Annotated in this window: 18 protein-coding genes; 4 read left to right on the plus strand and 14 right to left on the minus strand. The window is 60.1% G+C overall.

What is annotated here, in order from left to right; translation table 11 throughout:
- Positions 1-143 precede the first annotated feature (143 nt).
- From RXV86_RS07385 to RXV86_RS07405, 5 genes are read right to left on the minus strand one after another with little or no spacing between them, the layout of a single operon-like run.
- The gene (locus RXV86_RS07385) at positions 144-1,643 is read right to left on the minus strand and encodes an AMP-binding protein (protein WP_316298794.1); all 1,500 of its coding nucleotides are present in this window, start codon (positions 1,641-1,643) and stop codon (positions 144-146) included.
- The gene (locus tag RXV86_RS07390) at positions 1,640-3,043 is read right to left on the minus strand and encodes an aldehyde dehydrogenase family protein (RefSeq protein WP_316298796.1); all 1,404 of its coding nucleotides are present in this window, start codon (positions 3,041-3,043) and stop codon (positions 1,640-1,642) included. The genes RXV86_RS07385 and RXV86_RS07390 overlap by 4 nt, the downstream gene beginning before the upstream one ends.
- 60 nt (positions 3,044-3,103) lie before the next feature.
- Positions 3,104-4,066 (minus strand): tripartite tricarboxylate transporter substrate binding protein, encoded by a 963-nt coding sequence (locus RXV86_RS07395; protein WP_316298797.1) that lies wholly within the window; start codon positions 4,064-4,066, stop codon positions 3,104-3,106.
- Positions 4,067-4,118: 52 nt separating this feature from the next.
- The gene (locus RXV86_RS07400; protein ID WP_316298798.1) at positions 4,119-4,589 is read right to left on the minus strand and encodes a tripartite tricarboxylate transporter TctB family protein; all 471 of its coding nucleotides are present in this window, start codon (positions 4,587-4,589) and stop codon (positions 4,119-4,121) included.
- Complete coding sequence (locus tag RXV86_RS07405; protein ID WP_316300200.1) at positions 4,586-6,097, minus strand: tripartite tricarboxylate transporter permease; 1,512 nt, start codon at positions 6,095-6,097, stop codon at positions 4,586-4,588. The genes RXV86_RS07400 and RXV86_RS07405 overlap by 4 nt, the downstream gene beginning before the upstream one ends.
- 99 nt (positions 6,098-6,196) lie before the next feature.
- Between RXV86_RS07405 and RXV86_RS07410 the strand changes: the two genes are divergently transcribed.
- The 3 genes from RXV86_RS07410 (at position 6,197) to RXV86_RS07420 (ending at position 10,185) form a co-directional block, all read left to right on the plus strand.
- Entirely contained in the window at positions 6,197-7,231 is a 1,035-nt protein-coding gene (locus RXV86_RS07410) for a LacI family DNA-binding transcriptional regulator (protein ID WP_316298799.1), read from the plus strand.
- 574 nt (positions 7,232-7,805) lie between these two features.
- Entirely contained in the window at positions 7,806-9,479 is a 1,674-nt protein-coding gene (locus RXV86_RS07415; protein ID WP_316298801.1) for a sulfatase-like hydrolase/transferase, read from the plus strand.
- A 106-nt stretch (positions 9,480-9,585) separates the two neighbouring features.
- Positions 9,586-10,185: a hypothetical protein gene (locus tag RXV86_RS07420; RefSeq protein ID WP_316298802.1), complete on the plus strand. Its 600-nt coding sequence runs from the start codon at positions 9,586-9,588 to the stop codon at positions 10,183-10,185.
- Positions 10,186-10,304: 119 nt separating this feature from the next.
- On the opposite strand, the gene RXV86_RS07425 is transcribed toward RXV86_RS07420, so the two are convergent.
- The 9 genes from RXV86_RS07425 to RXV86_RS07465 all read right to left on the minus strand — a co-directional run bounded on the left by RXV86_RS07425 (position 10,305) and on the right by RXV86_RS07465 (position 18,369).
- Positions 10,305-11,828 (minus strand): malonyl-CoA synthase, encoded by a 1,524-nt coding sequence (locus RXV86_RS07425; protein WP_316298803.1) that lies wholly within the window; start codon positions 11,826-11,828, stop codon positions 10,305-10,307.
- An 11-nt stretch (positions 11,829-11,839) separates the two neighbouring features.
- A complete protein-coding gene (locus tag RXV86_RS07430) occupies positions 11,840-13,108 on the minus strand; it encodes a malonyl-CoA decarboxylase (protein ID WP_316298804.1) in 1,269 nt (422 codons plus the stop codon).
- A 137-nt stretch (positions 13,109-13,245) separates the two neighbouring features.
- Positions 13,246-13,635: a carboxymuconolactone decarboxylase family protein gene (locus RXV86_RS07435; RefSeq protein ID WP_316298806.1), complete on the minus strand. Its 390-nt coding sequence runs from the start codon at positions 13,633-13,635 to the stop codon at positions 13,246-13,248.
- Positions 13,632-14,348, minus strand: coding sequence for a glutathione S-transferase family protein (locus RXV86_RS07440; protein WP_316298808.1), 717 nt, complete (start codon positions 14,346-14,348; stop codon positions 13,632-13,634). The genes RXV86_RS07435 and RXV86_RS07440 overlap by 4 nt, the downstream gene beginning before the upstream one ends.
- A gap of 6 nt (positions 14,349-14,354) precedes the next feature.
- A complete protein-coding gene (locus tag RXV86_RS07445) occupies positions 14,355-15,095 on the minus strand; it encodes a sulfotransferase family protein (protein WP_316298809.1) in 741 nt (246 codons plus the stop codon).
- A 24-nt stretch (positions 15,096-15,119) separates the two neighbouring features.
- Positions 15,120-15,956 (minus strand): hypothetical protein, encoded by an 837-nt coding sequence (locus RXV86_RS07450; RefSeq protein WP_316298810.1) that lies wholly within the window; start codon positions 15,954-15,956, stop codon positions 15,120-15,122.
- Positions 15,957-15,960: 4 nt separating this feature from the next.
- Positions 15,961-16,359 carry a GFA family protein gene (locus RXV86_RS07455; RefSeq protein ID WP_316298811.1) on the minus strand — a complete coding sequence of 133 codons (399 nt, stop codon included), beginning with the start codon at positions 16,357-16,359 and terminating at the stop codon, positions 15,961-15,963.
- Positions 16,360-16,393: 34 nt separating this feature from the next.
- Positions 16,394-17,485, minus strand: coding sequence for an aromatic ring-hydroxylating dioxygenase subunit alpha (locus RXV86_RS07460; protein ID WP_316298813.1), 1,092 nt, complete (start codon positions 17,483-17,485; stop codon positions 16,394-16,396).
- Complete coding sequence (locus RXV86_RS07465) at positions 17,482-18,369, minus strand: MurR/RpiR family transcriptional regulator (RefSeq protein ID WP_316298814.1); 888 nt, start codon at positions 18,367-18,369, stop codon at positions 17,482-17,484. Before RXV86_RS07465 ends, RXV86_RS07460 begins: the two co-directional genes overlap by 4 nt.
- 141 nt (positions 18,370-18,510) lie before the next feature.
- Between RXV86_RS07465 and RXV86_RS07470 the strand changes: the two genes are divergently transcribed.
- Positions 18,511-20,955 (plus strand): FAD-dependent oxidoreductase, encoded by a 2,445-nt coding sequence (locus RXV86_RS07470; protein ID WP_316298816.1) that lies wholly within the window; start codon positions 18,511-18,513, stop codon positions 20,953-20,955.
- Positions 20,956-20,990 lie beyond the last annotated feature (35 nt).

The raw sequence follows: 20,990 nt of genomic DNA on the forward strand, positions 1-20,990 counted from the left end.
GAAGGCAAGCGGTGCTGGAAAGTCAAAGGAAATTGGCGCCAACCGGGCAGACATGTGCCCATGAAACCATCATGTACCGACGATGAGGCCCTACGAGACGGCATCACCGGGGTAGGCCACCCACTACCTGGGTGCCGGATGCGCTATCGCGTCACGTCAGGCAGTTTGATCCTTTGGATTTTCCCGGACGGCCCTTTTGGCAGGTCTTCCAGAACAAACACCGTATCTGGCGATTTGAATGCCCCCACCTTGGCAACGCATATCTCGATGAGTTGTTGCGGCGTCAGATCAGATCCGTTCCGCAATTTCACCGCGGCCTCAACCCGTTCGCCATAAGAGGCACAGGGCCGGGCAAACGCAGCGGCCTCGATCACATCGGGATGAGAATACAGCGCCTCGTCGATCTCGCGCGGCGCAATGTTTTCGCCGCCCTTAATGATCAGTTCCTTCAAACGACCGGTAACAAAGAAATAGCCGTCCTCATCCACATGACCCAGATCGCCGGTCCTGAGCCACCCTTCCGGGGCGAAGGTGCCGCGCGTGGCTTCGGGATTCTTGAGATATTCGCGCATCACGTTGGGGCCGCGCACCGCGATTTCACCCTGGGTATAGGGCGGGAGCGGTATGAGGTCGGGTGACAGGATACAGGCTTCGTTGCCATAGGCACGACCAGGCGAGCCAATCTTGCGCACGCCCGGTGGCAGCGGATTCGACAGAATCTGCGCCGCGGTTTCCGTCAGCCCCATGGTTTCAACGATGGGAACCTCGAAACGCGTTTCGAAAGCAGTTTGAACATCAGGGGCCAATGCTGACGAAGCCGAGCGGCCAAAGCGCAGGCGGGCGCGGGTTTCGGGGCTGGGTGACAGATCGGAATGCAGCAAATGCGAGATAATCGTGGGCACCACCGAGAACCACGTGGCCTGCGCTTCTTCGCATTGATCCCAGAACCGGCTGGCCGAGAATTTCTCGGCCACGGCCAGGGTGCCGCCGGTGATCAGCGTGCTCATCACTGTCACGCATAACCCGTTGATGTGGTAGATCGGCAGAACGCAGAACCCGCAGTCCTCAGAGGTCAGCTCATGGGCGACTGCCGGGGTCCACCCCCCTGCAAGGAGGCTGGCATGAGAATGAACCACGCCCTTCGGGCGGCCGGTCGTGCCCGAGGTGTACATCAGCAGGGCATCGTCATCGGCCGCCAGCGGATGCAGCTTGATCTCGTCTGCCTGCCCACTCACAGGCAGCCGGGTCAGCCCATCCGGGCACACCCGATCGAACATCTCCTGTTGCGCGGGCCCCACCAGCGCAAACCGCGCCTCGCTGTGCTCCAGCGCGTAGGAAATCGCGTCATCCCCGGCCACAAGGTTGATCACGGTGGCGCGAAACCCACCATATAGCGTGGCATAGAGCCATTCGATCGCTTCACGCCCATTGGGATGCAGGATCGCGACGCTTTCTCCCTTTTGTGCTCCTTGTGCAGTCAACTGTCCGGCCAAAACTCGGGCCCTGTTGCGCAACTCTTCCCAACGCAGCGGCTCAACGCCATCAAAAAAAAGGTACGCGACCCGGTCGGGGCACTGGTCGGCGCGGAGGTCAACCCAGTCGCGCACCGTGCCTTGCGGTGGCTTGTGGGTGTCAACCGTCATTTGCCGGCATCCGCCCAGTAATCGGCGAAAATGTCGTCGACAGCAGGTTCGTTCGCGGGGATTTCACGGATGACTTTGGTGGTCTGCAGAAAATGCTTCCAATGCAGATTGTCGTCGATGGCATTGCCGCCCCAGCTACCGCATCCCATCGACAGCGAAAACGGCATGCCATTGGTGAAGGATCCACCGGTGGCAAAGGTATGGGCCTGGTTGACGATCACCCGGCAGGTAGGCATCGCCGCCCCCAGGGCCACGGCGCGGGCATCGTCCGCAGTATGGATGCCGATGGAATGTCCTGCGCCCTGAAAGGTCAGGATACGTTCTGCGATGGCTTGCGCCTCGTCATAGTCACGGGCGCGGTACAGCGCGGCGACACGGCTCAGCTTTTCACCGGACAGGGGGTGTTCGGCACCTATGCCATCCGTTTCCACCGCCAGGAACTTGGTGTCCTCGGGCACGTCACCGGTCATACCCAACGCGGCGATCATCTTGTCCGCATCCTGCGCGATCACCGACCGGTTGAGATGGCCGTCGGGCCAGAGCTTGGCCACGATCGCAGTCTCGTCCCGCACCAGCGCGCCACCCTCCTTGGCCAGCGCGGCGACGAAATCGTCATAGACCGCATCAACCACGATCATAGAGTTTTCCGAGGAACAGGATGTGGCGTTGTCAAAGGTCTTGGAGGCGGTGATCTTTGCCGCCGCCGCCGGCAAATCGGCGGTTTCATCGACAATTACAGTGACATTGCCTGCACCCACCGCCACTGCGGGCGTGCCACAGGTCTGGGCCCGGACTACGTTGTTTTGTGATCCGGTGCATACCACCCGATCCGAAAGCTCCATCATGGCCTGTGTCTTGGCCTTGGATCCCGGCGCCGGGATCATCTGAACAAGATCGTGATCCAACCCGACCTTGTCGAATTCGGTGTAAATGTATTGCAACAGCAACTCGCAACTGGCCACACCCTTGGGTGAGGGGGCCACGACGACGGCATTGCCGCATTTAAGCGCATTGATGATGTTGTTGGCGGGTGTTGCCGCCGGGTTGGTCGACGGCACCACCGCGCCGACAACGCCAACAGGACGGGCAATCTCGGTTATGCCGGTTGCCGCGTCGTCACTGATGATCCCTTGGGTTCTTACACCCTTGATATCGCGCATCAGACCCAGCGTCTTGCGGTGGTTTTTGGTAATCTTATCGGGCACGTTGCCCAGTCCGGTGGTCTCAACCGCCAGTTCGGCCAGCGCCCGGTTGCGGGACGGCTCCATGATGGCCCAGGCCGCAGCGTCGGCCGCGCGGTCGTAGTGCTCTTGCGTGGCGTCGGTTTCAAAAACCTTCTGCGCCACCCGGGCACGGGCCACGATCGCTTCGACCTGGGCAATGTCATCATGTGCGTTCATCGCGATGTTCCTTGGTTGAAGTTGACCGGGGCAGGTCTGCCCCGGCCTATGGCTTGGGGTTCAGAGACCTGCAAGCAGTTCCTTGAGGGTTTCTTCACGCGCGGCCCACATCGCCTTGACCTCGTCACGGGTCATGATGTGCATCGGCGAACCACCGGCTTTCATTTTTTTGGCAACGCGACCGTTCTTGAACATTTCTGGCACGGTGGCGGCCAGCTTGTCGATCACATCTTGCGGGGTGCCTTTGGGCACCATGATGCCGCGAAAGTTGACCGAGGCATTGTCCACCTCGAACCCTTGTTCCTTGAGGGTTGGCACGTCCGGCATGAAGTCGTTGCGCTCTAGGTCAAAAACGCCAAGGATCTTGACGTTGCCTGCCTCACGGGCACGGAACGCATCGCTGAGGTTATTGACGCCACCGATAACTTCACCGGCGATCACGGCCTTCATTGCCGCCGCACCGCCACCCTTGGTCGGGATATATGCCATTTTCACGCCTGCCGCCTTTTCAAGCTGCAACGCCGCGATGTGGTGTCCCACGAACAGGCCGGCACCCGAGAAAGTCAGCTTGCCGGGGTTTTCCTTGGCATAGGCCACCACGTCGGCCATCGAGTTCATCGGGCTGTCCTTGGCCACGACGAACACCGCCGGGTCAGCGCCCCAGTTGGCGATCGGCTCGAAGCTGTCGGCCGAGTATTGCACACCGCCCTTGATCGACTGGGCGATGAAATGCGGGATGTTGTAGGCGCCCATTGTATAGCCATCGGCCTCGGCCTGGGTTGCAAACCAGTTCCATCCGACACGGCCACCTGCGCCGGGCTTGTTGATGATGGCAATCGGCATGCCAAGCGCATCTTCGTTGCCAGCGGTCATGGTCACGATCCGCGCCTGGAAGTCGGTTGCCCCGCCCGCACCATAGCTGACCATCAGCATCACCGGACGGTCCGGGTAATCCCCTGCGACGGCTGCGCCGCCGGTCAGGGCCATCAGCGCCATTGCGGCGCCTGCCAGTAGTTTTCTCATGTTTAGTCCTCCCTTTAGTTTCTTGGATGCCGCTTGCTGCGGCGGTCTTTCCTCAGAAAAAGATTTCGCGGGGTGTGTAGACCTTCAACAGCTTGGCAAAGAGGCCATACATCACCACCAGGAACCCGGCGGTGATGATCACCCGCTTGATCCAGGTCTTGGCCCGGTGATGCGAGGCCGGGTCATAGAAGCTGAGCAGGATGAAGAACGCGATGGTGCCAGCTGTGTAAAAGCCCAACGCTTTGGCAGCCCAGAAGATATAGATCAGCGCCACGATCAGCCCCGGTGCCAGCCAGGTTAGATCGCGCCCTGAAAGGCCATGACCAACCTTGGTCCAGCCCATCACCGCCTTGACGAAGGTCCAGAGCGCCAGTACCACGAAAACGGTCGATATCAGGCGCGGGAACAGGAAGGCCTCGGACGGTTGCTGAGTATAGCTGATATAGGCCACCCAGATCCCGACGGCGGCAATCACCCCCGAAGCAAGACAGTGCTGAAAACGGGGGAGGCTGTGATCACTCATGCCATGATCTCCTCTTTCGAGATGTAGCGACGGCTGCGCAGCTCCATCCATACGGAATAGGCAATCGAGGCGATCACTGCAGCGATCAAAACGATGTTGAGCACGCCGGAAATAAAATACGTACCCATACCGTCGGTGGCGTTGGCGATCATGGAACCTTGGATGAAGTTTGCCTCGGCAATCGGGCCAAGGATCAGGCCCAGAACCAGCGGCGCTGCCGAAAAGCCGAAGCGCTCAAGGAAATACATCATCACGCCCAGGGTGGCCATGACATAGACATCGCCCATGCTGGACTGGACCGAATAGCTGCCAAACACCGCCAGCCCAAGGACCACCGCCGCCATCACGCTTTGCGGCACCTGCGCAACCCGGGCCGCCAATCCCGCGACATACAGTCCAAAGATGCACATCAGGACCTGACCGATCAGCATCGAGTTGATGAAGGTCCAGGCCACGTCCGGGTGGTTGTCAAAAAGGTCCGTGCCCGGGAAAATCCCATGGATCAACAGCCCACCCAGCAACACAGCAGCGGTGGGTGAGCCGGGGATCGATAGGGTCAGCAGCGGCACCAGAGATGGGCCCACCATGGCGTTGTTGGCGCTTTCGGCGGCGATCACCCCTTCGCTGTGACCTTTGCCGAATTTGTCGCGTTCGGGGCTGAATTTCTTGGCCTGGTCATAGGCAACAAGACCGGCAATCTGCCCCCCCACGCCCGGGATCAGCCCGATGATCGAGCCGGTAATGGTACCGATCCCAAGCGCCCTTGGGCGACGCATGATTTCGCGCGCCGCATCGCCGATGGCGTGTTTCTCGACTTCAATCACCTCGGCATTGGTGCTCTTGCGCCCCTTGGCGAACATGGTCAGCACTTGCGGAATGGCAAACAGTCCGATCAACGCCGCGATGATGTTGATCCCACCCCCCAGCGCCGGATGGAAAATGAAGCGCTGCGCGCCCATGATGTCGTCGAACCCAATGGTCGCGAGCCACAGCCCGATACAGCCCGACAACAATCCCTTGACCACCGACTCGCTGTCGAGCGAGCCGATCACTGTCACCCCGAGGATCGCCAGCCAGAACAGATGGCTCGGCCCGAAGGCAAGCGCCCATTTCGCCAGAACAGGGGTCAGGAAAATCAGCAGCAGCACACCAAAAATGCCCCCGACCGCCGAGGCCAGGAAGCTCAGTTGCAAGGCGCGTGTCCCCTTGCCCTGTTTTGCCATGGTGTGACCATCGAGCGTGGTGGCGATGTTTGCCGGGGCACCGGGAATCTTCAGCAGGATCGCACTTACCGCCCCCCCGGCCACGGTCGAGGTATAGGCCGCGCCCAGAAGGATCAGACCCTGAACCGGCTGAAGGTGGAATGTGAAGGGGATCAAAAGAGCAACAGCCATGGTTGGCGACAAGCCCGGAGTGGCGCCCAGGATCAGGCCGCCGATTGTACCAAACAGAAGCAAGGCAAAGGAAACCGGCGTGAACACGTCCCCGAAGTAATAAATGAATTCCAAACCGCCACCCTGTTCGTTTCTACGCGTTGACATAACAGCCTAGAAAATGAAAATAGTTTTGCAAACGTTTTCATTTAAACCCTGGGAAAGCCATGTTTTATGTCTTTAAATCATAAAGATAAGCCCGATATCATCGATGTCGCAAAGGCGGCAAGGGTCTCGATTTCTACGGTATCGCGCAGCTTCAACCATCCCGATCTGGTCAAACCGGCGACTCGGAAGCGGATCGACCGCGCGGTTCAGAAACTGGGCTACATCCGCAATCGCGCGGCGCAGGTGATGCATGGCAAACGCAGCGGCACTATCGGTCTCGTGGTGCCCACGATCGACAACGCCATCTTTGCCGAACTGATCCAATCCTTCTCGGACGAGCTCGACCGGCGCGGCTTTACCATGCTGATCGCATCGCACGGGTTCGATCTTGAACGCGAGTATCTGATGCTGCGAAAACTGATGGAACATCGTGTCGACGGGTTGGCCTTTATAGGCCTTGAGCATTCCGACGCCGCCTACGCCCTGATCGAGCAACAAGGTGTGCCGACAGTGGCAATCTGGAACTACGCAGCTGATGCGCGGGTGTCCTGCGTCGGCGTGGAAAACGCCGAGGCTGGCCGCTTGGCGGCGCGTCACCTGCTTGATCTGGGCCACAAGGATGTTGGCCTTATCTTTCCGAATCCGACGGGCAATGACCGCGCGCATGACCGATTACAGGGCACACTCGAGGAATTGGACAGTAATGGGATCGAGATCCCGCAAAACTGGAGACTGGAGGCACCTTACAGCATTGCGGACGCCAAACGCGCCTGCATGTCATTACTGGATCAACCACGGCGCCCGACCGCCATTCTGTGCGGCAACGACATCATCGCCCAGGGCGTGATCTATGCCGCCAAACACCTTGGGCTGAAAATTCCGCAGGATCTGTCGATCATGGGTATTGGTGATTTCAAGGGCTCAGGCGAAATCGAGCCGTCGCTTTCGACGATCCGGATTCCGGCCAAGAGCATCGGTTTGCAGGCAGCTGCCCATATCGTGGATAGTGTCACAGGCCAATCAAACGGCGTCAGTGCAACCAAGTGCGCACTGAGTTTGCTTGAAAGGGATTCCACAGCAGCGCCCTCACGGCTTGAATGAAATTTGCAGTTTGATACCCAACGCGACAGCAATCTGCGGCTTTCGGCCATTGCTTCGCGAGGGGGAGGAACAAAAAACACCCGTACCGGAACCGGCCCGGCAATTGGCCTCATGACAAATGACGCGTTTCTCAGAAGGGTCCGATCGGGCCAAGACGAGACCTTCTACACCGTGCGGACCGGCACGCTTGCGGTACACCTCCGGCAAGAAATCCAAGCATCGCAACCACGCCGACAGCCCCGACAATTGACAACGGATACCACGGATCGAGACCGGCACTTGAGTCTCGGCAACGATCCAGCGATTTGGTTCAGAACACCGCAATCCCCGGCGCCTTGTTGCGATCGAGGAACCACACCGGGGAGCAACTGGGGCGAACGCGGGGGCAGCACGCGTAACAACCCAATGGCAAATCGACCCAAAATCGACAAAACAAGTTTGCCTTTTGCCCGCCCACACGGATACTTCACAACGCAAGAACCTCTGCACAGGTTTTCCGATTACCCGTCAGTCCACCTCCACCCAAAAGGTGTGTCGGCAAGCGGGGGGCGGGCCGACGAAAGGGAGCACACGGGTGAAAAAAGCCAAGAACATCCTGTTCATCATGTTCGACCAACTGCGGTGGGATTACCTGAGCTGCTATGGTCACAAGACCCTGTCGACCCCCAATATCGACCGACTAGCCTCAATGGGGGTGAGGTTCGATCGCGCCTTTATCCAGTCTCCGATCTGCGGATCGTCGCGGATGAGCTTTTACACCGGACGCTACGTGCATTCCCATGGGGCCAGCTGGAACGGCATCCCTCTCAAGGTGGGAGAGATGACCATGGGCGACCATCTGCGCAAGGCCGGAATGGGGTGCTATCTGGTGGGCAAAACCCATATGCGCGCCGATGTGGAGGGCATGGCCCGGTTGGGGCTCGAGCCGGATTCGATTATCGGGGCACGGGTGTCCGAATGCGGCTTCGATGTGTATGAGCGCGATGACGGGCTGCTGCCCGAAGGACCGGATGGGCCCTATGATCCGGATGGCGCAAAGGAATACAACAAATGGCTCAAGGAAAAGGGCTACGAGAGCGACAACCCGTGGCACGACTTTGCCAATTCAGGCCTTGATGACGACGGTAACGTGCAATCCGGCTGGTTCCTGAAAAATTCGATCGAACCCGCGAATATCGCCGAAGAGCACAGCGAGACCCCCTACCTGACCGGGCGCGGCATGGATTTCATGGCAGACCAGGACGGTCCGTGGTGCATGCATCTCAGCTATATCAAACCGCACTGGCCCTATATCGTGCCCGAGCCCTATGCCAGCATGTACGGCCCGGAAGACGTGCAGCCGGTAGTGCGCAGCGATAGCGAACGCCAGAGCGCACACCCGATTTTCAAGGCCTTCATGGACACCAAGATCGGCGAGGCATTCTCGCGTCAGGACGTGCGCGAGGCGGTGATTCCGGCCTATATGGGCCTGATCAAGCAGGCCGACGACCAGATGGGCCGCCTGTTTCAATGGCTGGAGGACACCGGGCGGATTGAGGACACGATGATCGTTCTGACCTCGGACCATGGCGATTTCCTGGGCGATCACTGGATGGGGGAAAAGACCTTTTTCCACGATGCCTCGATCCGCATCCCGCTGATAATCTATGATCCCAGCGAAGCGGCCGATGCCACCCGCGGCACGGTCTGCGATACGCTGGTGGAAAGCATCGACCTTGTGCCGACCTTCCTTGAGGTTGCCGGCGGCGAACCGGCGGGCCACATCCTGGAAGGTGAAAGCCTGATGCCGATCCTGCACGGGGAGCGCAGCGCGACCGAACGCGACTATGTAATCTGCGAATACGATTTCTCGGCCACGCCGGTGGCGCATCTGGCCGACCTGTCGGTGCGCGACGCGGTGATGTTCATGGTGGCCGACAAGCGCTGGAAGCTCATTCATTTCGAAGGCGGCCATCGCCCGATGCTGTTCGACAAGGAAAGCGACCCGGATGAACTGAACGACCTGGGCCTTAGCGCCGAGCATGAAGAGGTGATCGACGCCATGTATGCGCGGCTGTTCGAATGGACCCGCCGCCAATCGCAGCGCACCACACGCAGCGAGTCGCAATTGGTCGAGATGCGCACCAAGTCGCGCAAACGCGGTGTTGTCCTGGGCGTCTACGATGAAAACGACACGCAACTCGAACTGACCGTGAAGTACAGAGGGCGCAAGGCGCGACCCTACAAGGATTATCTCAAGGACAGCTGACACAACCCGGGCATAGCCCCGATTGCCCTGCGTCATGGCGGAGACATGTTGCGGGGTTTCTTATTTTCGAATTGAGAACAAATCAAGAACATACTATCCTTACCAGATGACCGCCCTGGCTTCCGCCCCCCTGTCACGCCGCCAGCACAGAACCGGACCCGTTCTGTCGCTGGCTCCCGACATCACCCTGCCGCTCGCCCGGCTGCACGAGGGCTGCGGCGCGGCCCGGCGCAGCTTTGCCGTCTGGGTCGCGGGGCGGATGGCGGGGCCGGTGTTCTGGATCGCGCCGAAATGGGAACCGGCCCGGCTGCACCCCGACGGGCTTGCCCGGTTTGCCGAACCGGGGCGTTTCACCTTCATCACCCCCGAGCGTCCCATCGACATCCTGTGGTGCATGGAGGAGTCCTTGCGCAGCGGGCTGGTACCACTGGTGGTGGCTGACCTGCCCGAACCGCCGGGCCTGACCCCGGTGCGGCGGCTGCACCTGGCGGCGGAAACCGGTGCGCGCGAGGGGGCGCATGCGCCGCTGGGCCTGATCCTGACACCCGGTTCGGGCGGCGCCGCGGGGGTGGAAAGCCGCTGGCAGATGGAGCCCGCGCATGAGGCCACGGCACAGGGCTGGCAGCTCAGACGCCTGCGCGCCCGCACCGCGCCGATCAGGAAGTGGCGCGTGAGACGGGGGAAAAGCGGCTTCGAAGCCGCTTGATACGCATTTTGAAAAATGCGTGACAAGGCCGTTCGAACGGCCTTGCAACCGGTTTCGAAACCGGTTTCCACGCGCATTCGAATGCGCGTCCGGGACACATCACAAACGGCTTGCCCGCCTCAGCTCAACAACCCCGCGTACTCGTCGCGCAACACGTTCTTCTGCACCTTGCCCATGGTGTTGCGCGGCAACTCGTCCAGGATCACCACCTGTTTGGGCTGCTTGAACTTGGCCAGCTTGTCGCCGATCCCCGCCATCACATCCTCGGCCGCAACAGATGCCCCCTTCTCGGGCACCACCACGGCCACCACACCTTCACCGAAATCGGGATGCGGCACACCGATCACGGCGCTTTCGTTCACGCCCGGCAGATCATCGATCACCCCTTCGATCTCTTTCGGATAGACGTTGAACCCGCCTGAAATGATCAAGTCCTTGCCGCGCCCGACAATATGGACATAGCCGTCATCATCGATCTGGCCCAAATCCCCGGTAATGAACCAGCCGTTTTCGCGCAACTCTTCGGCCGTCTTCTCGGGCATCTGCCAGTAACCGGCAAACACGTTCGGTCCGCGCACTTCGATCACGCCAATCTCGCCCTGCTCCAGCGCCTCGCCAGTGGACGGATCGCAGATTTTCAACTCCACCCCCGGCAACGGGAAGCCTACGGTGCCCGGACGACGTTCGCCGTCATAGGGATTCGAGGTGTTCATGTTGGTTTCGGTCATGCCATAGCGTTCAAGGATTGCGTGACCGGTCACGGCGCTCCAGCGCTCGTGGGTTTCCGCCAAGAGCGGCGCAGAGCCGGACACGAACAAACGCATCCCCTTGGACACATCGGCCAGCACGGGCTGATCCAGCAGGCGGGTATAGAACGTCGGCACCCCCATTAGGGCCGTGGCGCTCGGCATCAGCTCGATCACCTTGTCGGCCTTGAACCCCGGCAGGAACAGGCAGGACGAGCCCGCCATCAATGTCACGTTGGTCGCCACGAACAGCCCGTGAGTGTGAAAGATCGGCAGCGCATGGATCAGCACGTCATCGCGGGTGAATTGCCAGTAGTCGCGCAGGGTTTCCGAGTTCGACGCCAGCGCCTTGTGAGTCAGCATCGCACCCTTCGAGCGCCCGGTGGTGCCCGACGTGTAAAGGATCGCGGCCAGATCGTCGGCGTCACGCGGCACGGCAACAAAGCCCGCCGGGATCGTCTCTTGCGCTGTAATCAGCGTGCCGCTCTCGTCCGCCGCCAAAGTCAACACTTTGGTCACACCGGCACGCGCCGCAATTGGTTCCATCGCCCCGAACCGCGACGGGTCGCAGACAAACACACGGGGCGCAGCATCGGTCAGGAAATACTCAATCTCGGCCGGAGTATAGGCTGTGTTCAAGGGCAGGAAAACGCCCCCCGCCAGCACTGTACCCACATAAAGCTCCAGCATCGCCACGGTCTTGTCGGCCTGCACCGCCACCCGGTCGCCCGGCTGCAACCCCACCTGGACAAGCAACGCTGCCATCTTTTCGGCCCCGGCCCAGAACTCATCATAGGTGATCTTTTGCCCCGTCAGACCGTGCTCCAGAAACAGCGCATCCCCGCGCCCATCGGATGCCTTCGAAATCGCCTCGCCCAGATAGTTCCCCTGATACATCTGTGTTCCCCTCACTTGCGCGCCAGGCTGCGCATCTTGGATGACATCGCGACCACGCCGTCATTGGCATAGGCGTGGTGATTGGTTTCGGTCTTCGCTGGATCATAAAGGTAATTCACCATGACTCCCCACGAATTGCTTTGTCCCGTATCCGACAGGTCGGCGGCACCATGTGCATCGTGGAACTCCGCCCCGTTCGACAGGTGGAAATGCGCCACCGGGTCGTAGGCCGTACCACCCTTGCGTTTGGCCTGGGTCAGGTATTTCGCTGCCAGTTTCCGTGCCGCATCAGGCGCAGGCCCGCCCTCTTGCGGCAGTTCGAATCCCTCAAGCACCGGATCACCCTCTTCGGCGCTTTCTGCATAGCGGCGCAGCCCCGGCACCGGCGACAGCGTTACGAAAGTATCGAACCCAGGCAATTCCTGGGCAATATCGGCTACCACCTGTTTGATCAGGAAATTGCCGAAGGAAATTCCACGCAGCCCCTTCTGGCAGTTCGAGATCGAATAAAACACGGCCACCTTGGCGTCTTCGGGTGCGATCATCTCGCGCTCGGGGTTGATGATGTCATGGATCGCGCCTGGGATCTTCACCATCAGGGCAACCTCGACGAAAATCAGCGGCTCGCCCGGCATCGCGGGATGGAAAAAACCAAATAGCTTGCGGTCGGGATCTCCCACTCGCTGACGCAGGTCATCCCAACCGGCAATCTCGTGCACGGCCTCGTAGGCGATGACCTTCTCCAAAACCGACGCCGGCGTCGACCATCCGATCCGCTGCATTTCGAGAAAGCCACGGTTGAACCAGCTGGAAAACAGATGTCGGAAATCGGTGTCGAGCCCGCGCAAATCGGGACGATCCGGTAAAATCGCCAGCAGATCGGCCCGCATCCGGACCAGCTGCGCCGTTGCCCCCGGCACCCGGTTCAGCACACGGATCAACTCCTGGGTCTGCGGCTCGGCTGCGAAATGCAGCCGCCGCGCGGCATCCACCACACCATCTTCGGACGCATGTTCCCAATCGGCCACCGCCGTGGTCAGCGCTTCGCGATCCACGCCGAAACTCCGCGCCAGCGCCTCGAAAAACGTCACCTTGGCCGCGTCATCCGAGATTTCATAGCGATCGAGAATTTCACGTGCCAAAATCAACCCCGAGGCCTCGCTACGTTCGCTCAGTAACTCATGGCACATGCTGGCCAAATCGGCTTCGCGGCTGCTGTCGCGCCACGGTGCCACCGACACGCGCCGAAGGATATCACTGAGAAAGCTCGACTCGGCCATCTGGTTTCTCCCGGTAAGACCGCTCACGGTTAGCAAAATCCTCTTCCGTCCCCAAGCGGAAAACCGGCAACACGAGGCTCAGAATACACAACACATGAATCAAGTAAGCAGCCAGAACGGCACCGGCTGATGACGCACTACAACTGTCCTGTCTCTTCCAGCACCTTGCGCGCCACCCGAAAGCATTCCAACCCCTGCGGCACCCCGCAATAGATTGCCACGACATGAACGATGGCGCGGATTTCCTCCTTGGAGACCCCGTTGTTAAGCGCCCCGCGGCAGTGAATCTCCCACTCGTGCATCTTGCCCAAAGCTCCGATCATGGCAAGGTTCATCATCGAGCGGGTCTTGGGTTCGATCACGTCATCACCCCAGCCAAATCCCCAGCACCACGCCGTCATCGCCTCCTGGAAGGGCCGCGTGAACTCATCGGCTGCGGCCAGGTTCTTCTCGACATATTCCGCCCCCAGGGTCCCCTTGCGCTGTTCCAGCCCTTTCAGGAATAGGTCTTCGTCGAATGTGCTCATGTGTCATCTTCCCTTTTCAACATTTCACGCAGCGAGACCTCGATCTCACCGCCGCAGTAGGCGTTGCCCCAAAGCGCATCTAACCGGGCCCGCATCTCACGAATCCGTGCCAGATCGGCAATCTGATATGACAGGGCATGTATTTCTGGCGCATGGGCGCGCACCACCGCATCCAGTTCGGGCATCTTGTCGCAAATCGTGTGCCACAAGGCAGCCGTTGCCAGATCCGCCAGCGACGGTTCGCTCGTCCCCAGCAGGAACACGCCCTTTCGATCCATCCGGTGCGCCCGCGCCGTGGCCTCGAATACCTCCAGCCAACGCGGCAACCTGTTGTTGTGAAAACTGGCCCAGCTTTCGGCGTTCCACATCCGGGCACCGCAGTCACAGGTGATCTCTTCCAACACATCATTGCAATCGGCAATCACCTTTTGAACCTGCGCCTCACCCTCGGGCAGGGCAGGCATCAGCAGGTGGGTTTTGCCGAGATAGGTCAGGATTGCCGGCAATTGCGCCAGCCAGACGTCCTCGATGCGGTGATGCAACATCGGAGGCGCCATAAACGGATAAGGCTGATCCTGCACAGGCAGCGCCTTCAGACGCAGCACCTCGTCATGTCCCGGCTCTTCCCAGTCAACGCCCACATAAGCCAGAACATATCGGATGAAATGACCGCGAAACGGAATCGGGTGATAGTAGAGCGCGTATTCGGTCATCGGACCTCACAAGACGATACGGTGCTGATAGAGTCGATCGTAATGCGGTTTCATCCGGCGGTACACCTGTTGCACCCGGGGCGACTGGTCCTCGATCTCGATATAGCGCCGGTCCTGCGGGCTCAACCCGGTGGACCTTGCCAGATTGGCGTGAAACGACCCGCCATCCCACCAGCTATGCGCCGACGGATCGCCGCCCGGTTCCCAGCTCAGTGCATCCTCAATGAAGGGGATACCCACGGCGCTGCAAAATGCCTCGACCATCTGGTGCGGGCGTTCCAAAAGATCATCACTGTCGATCACCGGCGGCGGGCTGCCGGCCAGCGCCCAAAGCAGGTCGAACAGCGCCCGTTGTTCGGGGAATCCCACCTCACCCTCGTGGAAATCCGGCCACTTGTCATACATCGAGGTAACCGTCTTGGCCGGGTCGCGGATCAGGAAAGCATGGTTGAAATGCGACAGGAACTCCGCATCCCACATGTGGCTGACGTAATGCGGAAAATCCTTGAGAAAGACCGGACAGTTGTCAGCCCGTGACCGGATGTCCTTCCACACGCTGTCCAAAGTCAGCCCCGGCGTCGTCACCTCTCCGGGCTGAAACCGGTGCCACAACGGGGCTTCACCCTGGTACCACGCCTCACCAAAAGGTTCATGCAGGCAGTCCAGATCACCCCTCTGCCGCATCATCCATTCAAATGCGGTCGAGGTCGACCTCGGCACCGCCCAAAGCGCAACAATCTTGTGCATAGGCTCCTCCCCTGGGCTGCGCATTCACTGCGCACCATCCTGCTGCAATGACGACAACAACCGACCCTGTGACCCAACCGGCCCGATGCCAAGCGACTTGAATATCCGCCAGTAAAGTGCCGTGTCATGGCCGATCACCGGCTTGCCCAACCGCTGTTCCAGCTTTCGGGTCAGATGCACCGGTCTTTGTGGCCGACCATCCGGTCCGGTACGAAAATTGCACATGCCGTTGATCAGGTAGGCATCCGCTTCAGGCGCCTGTTCTGCCACGTAATCAAATGATTTCACCGCCAGATCACCGTCAAACACCCAGCGGCAGTCATTCACCGCCTCCTGACTGTCAAACCATCCCTGATCGTGAAAATTACCCGCCCAGATCACATCAAACCCGGCCTCACTCAGGAACCCAGCCGTCCCCTTCCACCATTCCGGCCAGTGATAGGCAGCATTAAGCGCAACCTTTTCGACATTCATCGCTTGCAACGCTTCGACCATGGCATAGCCCGCCATGTGAAACACCACACCGTATTGGTCACTCAACCTCTCGCAATGGGCCCGAATACCCTCCACGCCCAACCCACTGGCATGAACCCAGTTCGACCCCACCTGCCCAGCCACATCCACGCCGTTGCGGGCGCAGACGTGAACGAAATCCTCCATCATGCCGAAATTCTGTTTCCGCTGATCCAACCCGTGCACGTAATCGGGCACGTGCAACATCCAGCCATGAACCCCCACGCTTTCCGGTGCCATCCGCAGGAAATCGCTGGGTGCTGCGTCATAATCGAACGGCGGACAGGTGAAACCGACCTGATGCGGAAAAAGCTTGTGCTCAGGCCGCCATTCCTCGGGCATCAACATGGGCTCACTCCCCAGCCGTCCGTTCATGGCGTGGCAGATCGTCCACGACGTTCAGCCACTCCAAATGCTCTCCATGATGGCAATGCAATTGCGGCACGTAATTCTCGGGATCATCGCGCGACACACCATAGAGATGAATTTCCCCCGGCCAGCGTGTGCTTTCAAAACTCATCTGTGTGCCACAGGTCGGGCAGAACCCGCGCGTCGCAATCTCGGACGAGCGATAAAACTTCCTCTCCCCGCTCCAGGCAACATCCTCGGGCGCAAACCCCATCCATGCCACCACCGGGGCCGAAGCCGACCGCCGGCAGCTTTCGCAATGGCAGAGCGCCGTCCATTTCGGTTCTGTCCGCGCGACATAGCGCACCTCTCCACACAGACACCGGCCAGAAATCTCGCCCATCGCTCCTCCTCACGCTACCAAGAATTTTGCCCGCTCACCCCTCGACCGCCTCGCGCATCCATTGCTGCAACTTGGCGATCGAGTGCTCCGACATCACCCCGCAACCGGGATCCAGAACCAGAGGTCCCGGCACATAGCCCTTCGATTTCAATCCGCGCTGTACCGATTCCACCAGCCGGATATCCTCTTCAACGGTGGTCTCACGATCCTGCACCGCCAGCCCGCGGATCACCTCGCTCTCTTCACCACCCTCGGTGTACCAGCCACGCCAAACCGTGCACTTTTCCACGTCATCCACGCGCCAGTGATAGGTGTTCAGCACATTGCCCGGATAGCATTGGAACGAAAACATCGGCCACAGGAACCAGCTTTTATAATCGCCGCCATGAGGGATGTTGACGTCGATTGGATAAGTCATCTTGTCGAGCGATTGGCATTCGGTAACATGGCGCAGAACATACCCCCCCGTATTGTCTGGCTGAATGTCATAAGTTTCGGGTTTGATCACCCCTTCGGCAAAGGTCGGGTGATTGCTGGGACAGTGATAGCATTCCGAGTAGTTTTCGACCGAGACTTTCCAGTTGCATTTTTCCGGGCATTCCACCCATTCCAACGGCGCTAACACATCCAAATGCGGCACGTATTCGGCAATCTCGTCGCGAACGCCCGGGTACCACTCGTCCATCGGTGCCGCATCGTCATCCAGATTGACGAAAAGGAAACCGTGGAAATCTTCGCAGCGCACTTCGGTCAGGCAGATCTTTTCGCGGTCGAATCCCGGCACAGATTTGATATTTGGTCCGGCCCGCAGCCCCCCGGTCAACTCGTAAGTCCATTGGTGATAAGGGCAGACTACCACACGCGTGTTGCCGGAGCCCTCGACCATCTCGTGTGCGCGGTGCTGACACACATTGTAGAACACGCGCACCACCTCGTCGCGCCCGCGAATGGCAAACAGGCTTTGCCCGGCGATTTCAAAGGCCTGATAATCACCCGCACTTGCGATCTGGCTGACATGCAGGGCAAACTGCCATGTCCGCATCATGAGCCCCTGCATCTCGGCCTCGTAAATCTCCGGGTCGGTATAGTATTTCGCGTCCAAAGAATGGGTCAGCGGTGCGTTCATCTCCCGTCCTCCTCGTAGATGCCCAGATCATGGCGGCGCTTGTGGAACCGCTCCACCCGCGCCACGATTTCATCGCTTGCCACAGCAATCACGAAACTCAGCAGGGTTTCGAGTACGGCAATGGTTGAGACCGAGCTGGGAAAGAACTGCGGCGTATCCGCGGCGACGACAAACCCATGGTCGGCGCCCAAAATGATCGGGCTGGCCGGGCTGTCGGAAATGGCCACCACGCGGATGCCCTGTTCCTTCGCAATCCTGACCGCCTCGACCACCTCGCGGCGATAGGGCTGACAGGTCATCGCGATCAGCACGTCGCGCCCGTCGGCCCAAGCCAGATCGTCCACCGGGGTCGAACCGGGGCGCGGGATGGCATGGAAGTCCTTCATCCCCGTGGACGCCAGGTAGGTGAAGTTGCGCGCGTTCGAGTTGTTCACCCCCACACCCAGCACATAGACATTTCGCGATCCCCAGATCGTTTCCGCCGCCGCCTTCAACTCCTCTGCAGTGATCGCGGCAAAGGTCTCTTCGATGTTTCGAATGGCCGCGCCCACCATGTCGGCATAAAGTCCACCCAGCGCACCCTCGCGGCCAATGCTCTGCAACCACCTGGCTCTGTCAGGGAAGCTCGCTTGGCCCGCTCGGATCGCCTCGCGAAACGGTGCGCGGAAATCGTCATAGCCGTCAAACCCCACCTGCCGCGCCATGCGCACCACCGTGTTTGGTTTGACCTGCGCGGCTTGGGCAATCTCACGCACCGTAGACACCCCCACGTCCAGCGGGTTTTCCAGCACGTAACGTGCCGCCTTCTGCGCCTCGGGGGTCAGCGCCCCCCATTCGTCACTCAGCCGGTCGAGAATCGATTGTGATACATTTGTGCCATTCATGATTGACGATGGTACATTTGAGTGACTAGCCTGTCGAGAGGAAACACGACTCAGGGCCAACCCTCAATCGGCACGCAACCCAGATCCCGCGAGACGCGCACGCAAGGGCGTGGCAAGCATCGCCCACAAAGGACCTCCCCCATGCAAACCCTCCCTTCCCATGCCCGTGTTGTCATCGTCGGCGGCGGCGTTATGGGGGTCGGCCTCGCCTATCACCTCGCCCATGAGGGTTGGGGAGCGGATACCGTTCTTCTGGAAAAGGCCGAACTGACCTCCGGCTCCACCTGGCACGCGGCGGGGCAGATCACCCATTCGACCTCGAGCTTCAGCCTTGGCAAATGCGTCGACTACAACATCGGCCTCTATTCCGGCGCGCTTGAGGAAGAGACCGGTCAGTTTGTCACCTGGCACGGTTGCGGATCATTCCGCCTGGCTTATGACGAGGATGAAATGGACTGGCTCCGCCACACCCTTTCCGTGGCCCGGTCCCTTGGTTTCAATATCGACCTCGTCGGTCCCGAGGAGATCGCCAAGCTACACCCGTTCTACAATCTCGACGGCGTCATCGGCGCGCTGCACACCCCTGATGACGGCCATGTCGACCCTTCAGGCGTGACCATGGCCATGGCCGTAGGCGCCCGCGCCAAGGGGGTTAAGATCATCCGCCATTGCCGCGCCACCAACATTGCGAAGCATGGCCACGAATGGGTGGTCGAAACCGATCAAGGCACCATCACCTGCGAACACGTGGTCAACGCCGGCGGCACCTACGCCCGCCAGATGGGCGACTGGTCCGGACTGCAACTGCCGATGACCTCGATGACGCACCACTATTTCGTCACCGAACCGGTGCCGGAATTCGAAAACCTCGACCGCGAACTCCCTGTGATCCGCGATGACAAGAAGGTCTCGGGCTACATCCGCATGGAGCAAAAACGCGGGTTGATCGGCATCTATGAAAAGGCCGAACCAAACGCCGTTTGGCTCGATGAATGCCCGTGGGACTATGAAAACTGGCTGTTCCCGGCAGATTACGACCGCGTCATGCCGTGGCTCGAAGAGTCATTGAATCGCATGCCCATCTTCGCCGAACTGGGCATCCAGCGCGAAGTCCACGGTGCCATTTCGCACCCGCCGGACGGCAACCCGCTGATCGGCCCGGCGCCAGGGGTCGATAACTACTGGTGCTGCTGCGGCACCCAGATTGGTATCGGCTGGGGCCCGGGTCTCACCCGCGAACTGGCCCGCTGGATCGTCCATGGCGCCGCCGACATTTCAATGCGCGACTATGACCCGCGCCGTTTCGGCGCCTATGCCACTCCGGAATGGCAGGTGATCAAGGCGAAAGAGGATTACTGCCTGCGCCACGAAATCCCCTTCCCGCATTTCAACCGCCTCGCCGGGCGCCCGGTGAAACCCTCTCCGCTTTACGAGACCCTCAAAGCCAAAGGTGCCGTCTACGAAGAAAACTACGGCTTCGAGCGCCCCCGCTGGTTTGCCCGCAACGGCGTGGAACAACGCGATCACTATTCCTTCAAACGCACACCGGTACATGACATGGTCGCCGCCGAGTGCCAGGCCGTGCGCGAGGCGGCGGGCATCATGGACGTCACCGCTTTTACCAAAGTGATGGTCGATGGCCCCGATGCCTATGCCCTGCTCAACCGCCTCACCGCCAACCGTATGCCGCAGAAAGTCGGTTCGATAACGCTGACCCATATGCTCAACCGCCGCGGCCGGATCGAACTGGAAACCACCATTGTGCGGATGGCCGAAGACAAGTTCTACCTCGTCTGCGCCGCCTTCTTCGAACAACGCCTTCTGGATCACCTCAACCACCAGCGTGCCGAAGAAGACGTCACCATCACCGCCCTTTCCGCGGACTGGTCTGCCCTCTCCCTCAACGGTCCTCGGTCGCGCGACATCCTCGCGCAATGCACCGACACCCCCCTCGACAACGCCTCGTTCCGCTGGCTCTCAACCCGGGAAATCACCGTCGCAGGCCACACCGTCTGGGCCTTCCGCATGTCCTATGCCGGGGAACTCGGCTGGGAATTCCACATGCCCAATGCCGCCCTCGTTGACGTCTACGCCGCCCTCTGGTCAGCCGGAGAACCCCACGGCCTGACAGATTATGGCTCTTTCGCCATGAATGCACTCCGCATGGAAAAGGCCTTCCCCGGCGCGGGCGAACTCACCAACGAGGTCACCCTGGCCGAAGCAAATGTCACCCGCTTCGCGCGCACCGACAAAGATTACCTCGGAAAGGAAAAAACCCTCAACCAAGTCCTACCCTGGCTCTGCACCTACCTCGCGATAGAGCCCGACGGCACCCATGACGGCCATGGCGGCGAAGCTGTCCTGCAAAACGGCAAGGTCGTCGGCTCCACTGCCTCGGTCGCCTTCGGCCCCACGGTGAACAAGATCCTCGCCTTCGCCTATCTCAAACCCGAGGCCACGACCCCGGGCACAGCACTCGAAGTCGTCATTGCAGGCACCCCCCGCCGCGCAACAGTCCTTGCCGAACCCGCCTATGACCCGCAAAGTCTCAAACCACGAACCGACGCCCCCTCTTCCTCTTGCTGAAAATATCCCGGGGGTGCGGGGGCTGGCCCCCGCTC

This window comes from Aliisedimentitalea sp. MJ-SS2 (assembly GCF_032586155.1).
GTDB lineage: Bacteria > Pseudomonadota > Alphaproteobacteria > Rhodobacterales > Rhodobacteraceae > JAWHTC01.

What these genes read in the sequence shown, in the direction of transcription:
- RXV86_RS07385 (WP_316298794.1), bottom strand. Translation starts at nt 1,643, where the DNA reads ATGACGGTTGACACCCACAAGCCACCGCAAGGCACGGTGCGCGACTGG.
- RXV86_RS07390 (WP_316298796.1), bottom strand. Translation starts at nt 3,043, where the DNA reads ATGAACGCACATGATGACATTGCCCAGGTCGAAGCGATCGTGGCCCGT.
- RXV86_RS07395 (WP_316298797.1), bottom strand. Translation starts at nt 4,066, where the DNA reads ATGAGAAAACTACTGGCAGGCGCCGCAATGGCGCTGATGGCCCTGACC.
- RXV86_RS07400 (WP_316298798.1), bottom strand. Translation starts at nt 4,589, where the DNA reads ATGAGTGATCACAGCCTCCCCCGTTTTCAGCACTGTCTTGCTTCGGGG.
- RXV86_RS07410 (WP_316298799.1), top strand. Translation starts at nt 6,197, where the DNA reads ATGTCTTTAAATCATAAAGATAAGCCCGATATCATCGATGTCGCAAAG.
- RXV86_RS07420 (WP_316298802.1), top strand. Translation starts at nt 9,586, where the DNA reads ATGACCGCCCTGGCTTCCGCCCCCCTGTCACGCCGCCAGCACAGAACC.
- RXV86_RS07425 (WP_316298803.1), bottom strand. Translation starts at nt 11,828, where the DNA reads ATGTATCAGGGGAACTATCTGGGCGAGGCGATTTCGAAGGCATCCGAT.
- RXV86_RS07430 (WP_316298804.1), bottom strand. Translation starts at nt 13,108, where the DNA reads ATGGCCGAGTCGAGCTTTCTCAGTGATATCCTTCGGCGCGTGTCGGTG.
- RXV86_RS07435 (WP_316298806.1), bottom strand. Translation starts at nt 13,635, where the DNA reads ATGAGCACATTCGACGAAGACCTATTCCTGAAAGGGCTGGAACAGCGC.
- RXV86_RS07440 (WP_316298808.1), bottom strand. Translation starts at nt 14,348, where the DNA reads ATGACCGAATACGCGCTCTACTATCACCCGATTCCGTTTCGCGGTCAT.
- RXV86_RS07445 (WP_316298809.1), bottom strand. Translation starts at nt 15,095, where the DNA reads ATGCACAAGATTGTTGCGCTTTGGGCGGTGCCGAGGTCGACCTCGACC.
- RXV86_RS07450 (WP_316298810.1), bottom strand. Translation starts at nt 15,956, where the DNA reads ATGTTGATGCCCGAGGAATGGCGGCCTGAGCACAAGCTTTTTCCGCAT.
- RXV86_RS07455 (WP_316298811.1), bottom strand. Translation starts at nt 16,359, where the DNA reads ATGGGCGAGATTTCTGGCCGGTGTCTGTGTGGAGAGGTGCGCTATGTC.
- RXV86_RS07460 (WP_316298813.1), bottom strand. Translation starts at nt 17,485, where the DNA reads ATGAACGCACCGCTGACCCATTCTTTGGACGCGAAATACTATACCGAC.
- RXV86_RS07465 (WP_316298814.1), bottom strand. Translation starts at nt 18,369, where the DNA reads ATGAATGGCACAAATGTATCACAATCGATTCTCGACCGGCTGAGTGAC.
- RXV86_RS07470 (WP_316298816.1), top strand. Translation starts at nt 18,511, where the DNA reads ATGCAAACCCTCCCTTCCCATGCCCGTGTTGTCATCGTCGGCGGCGGC.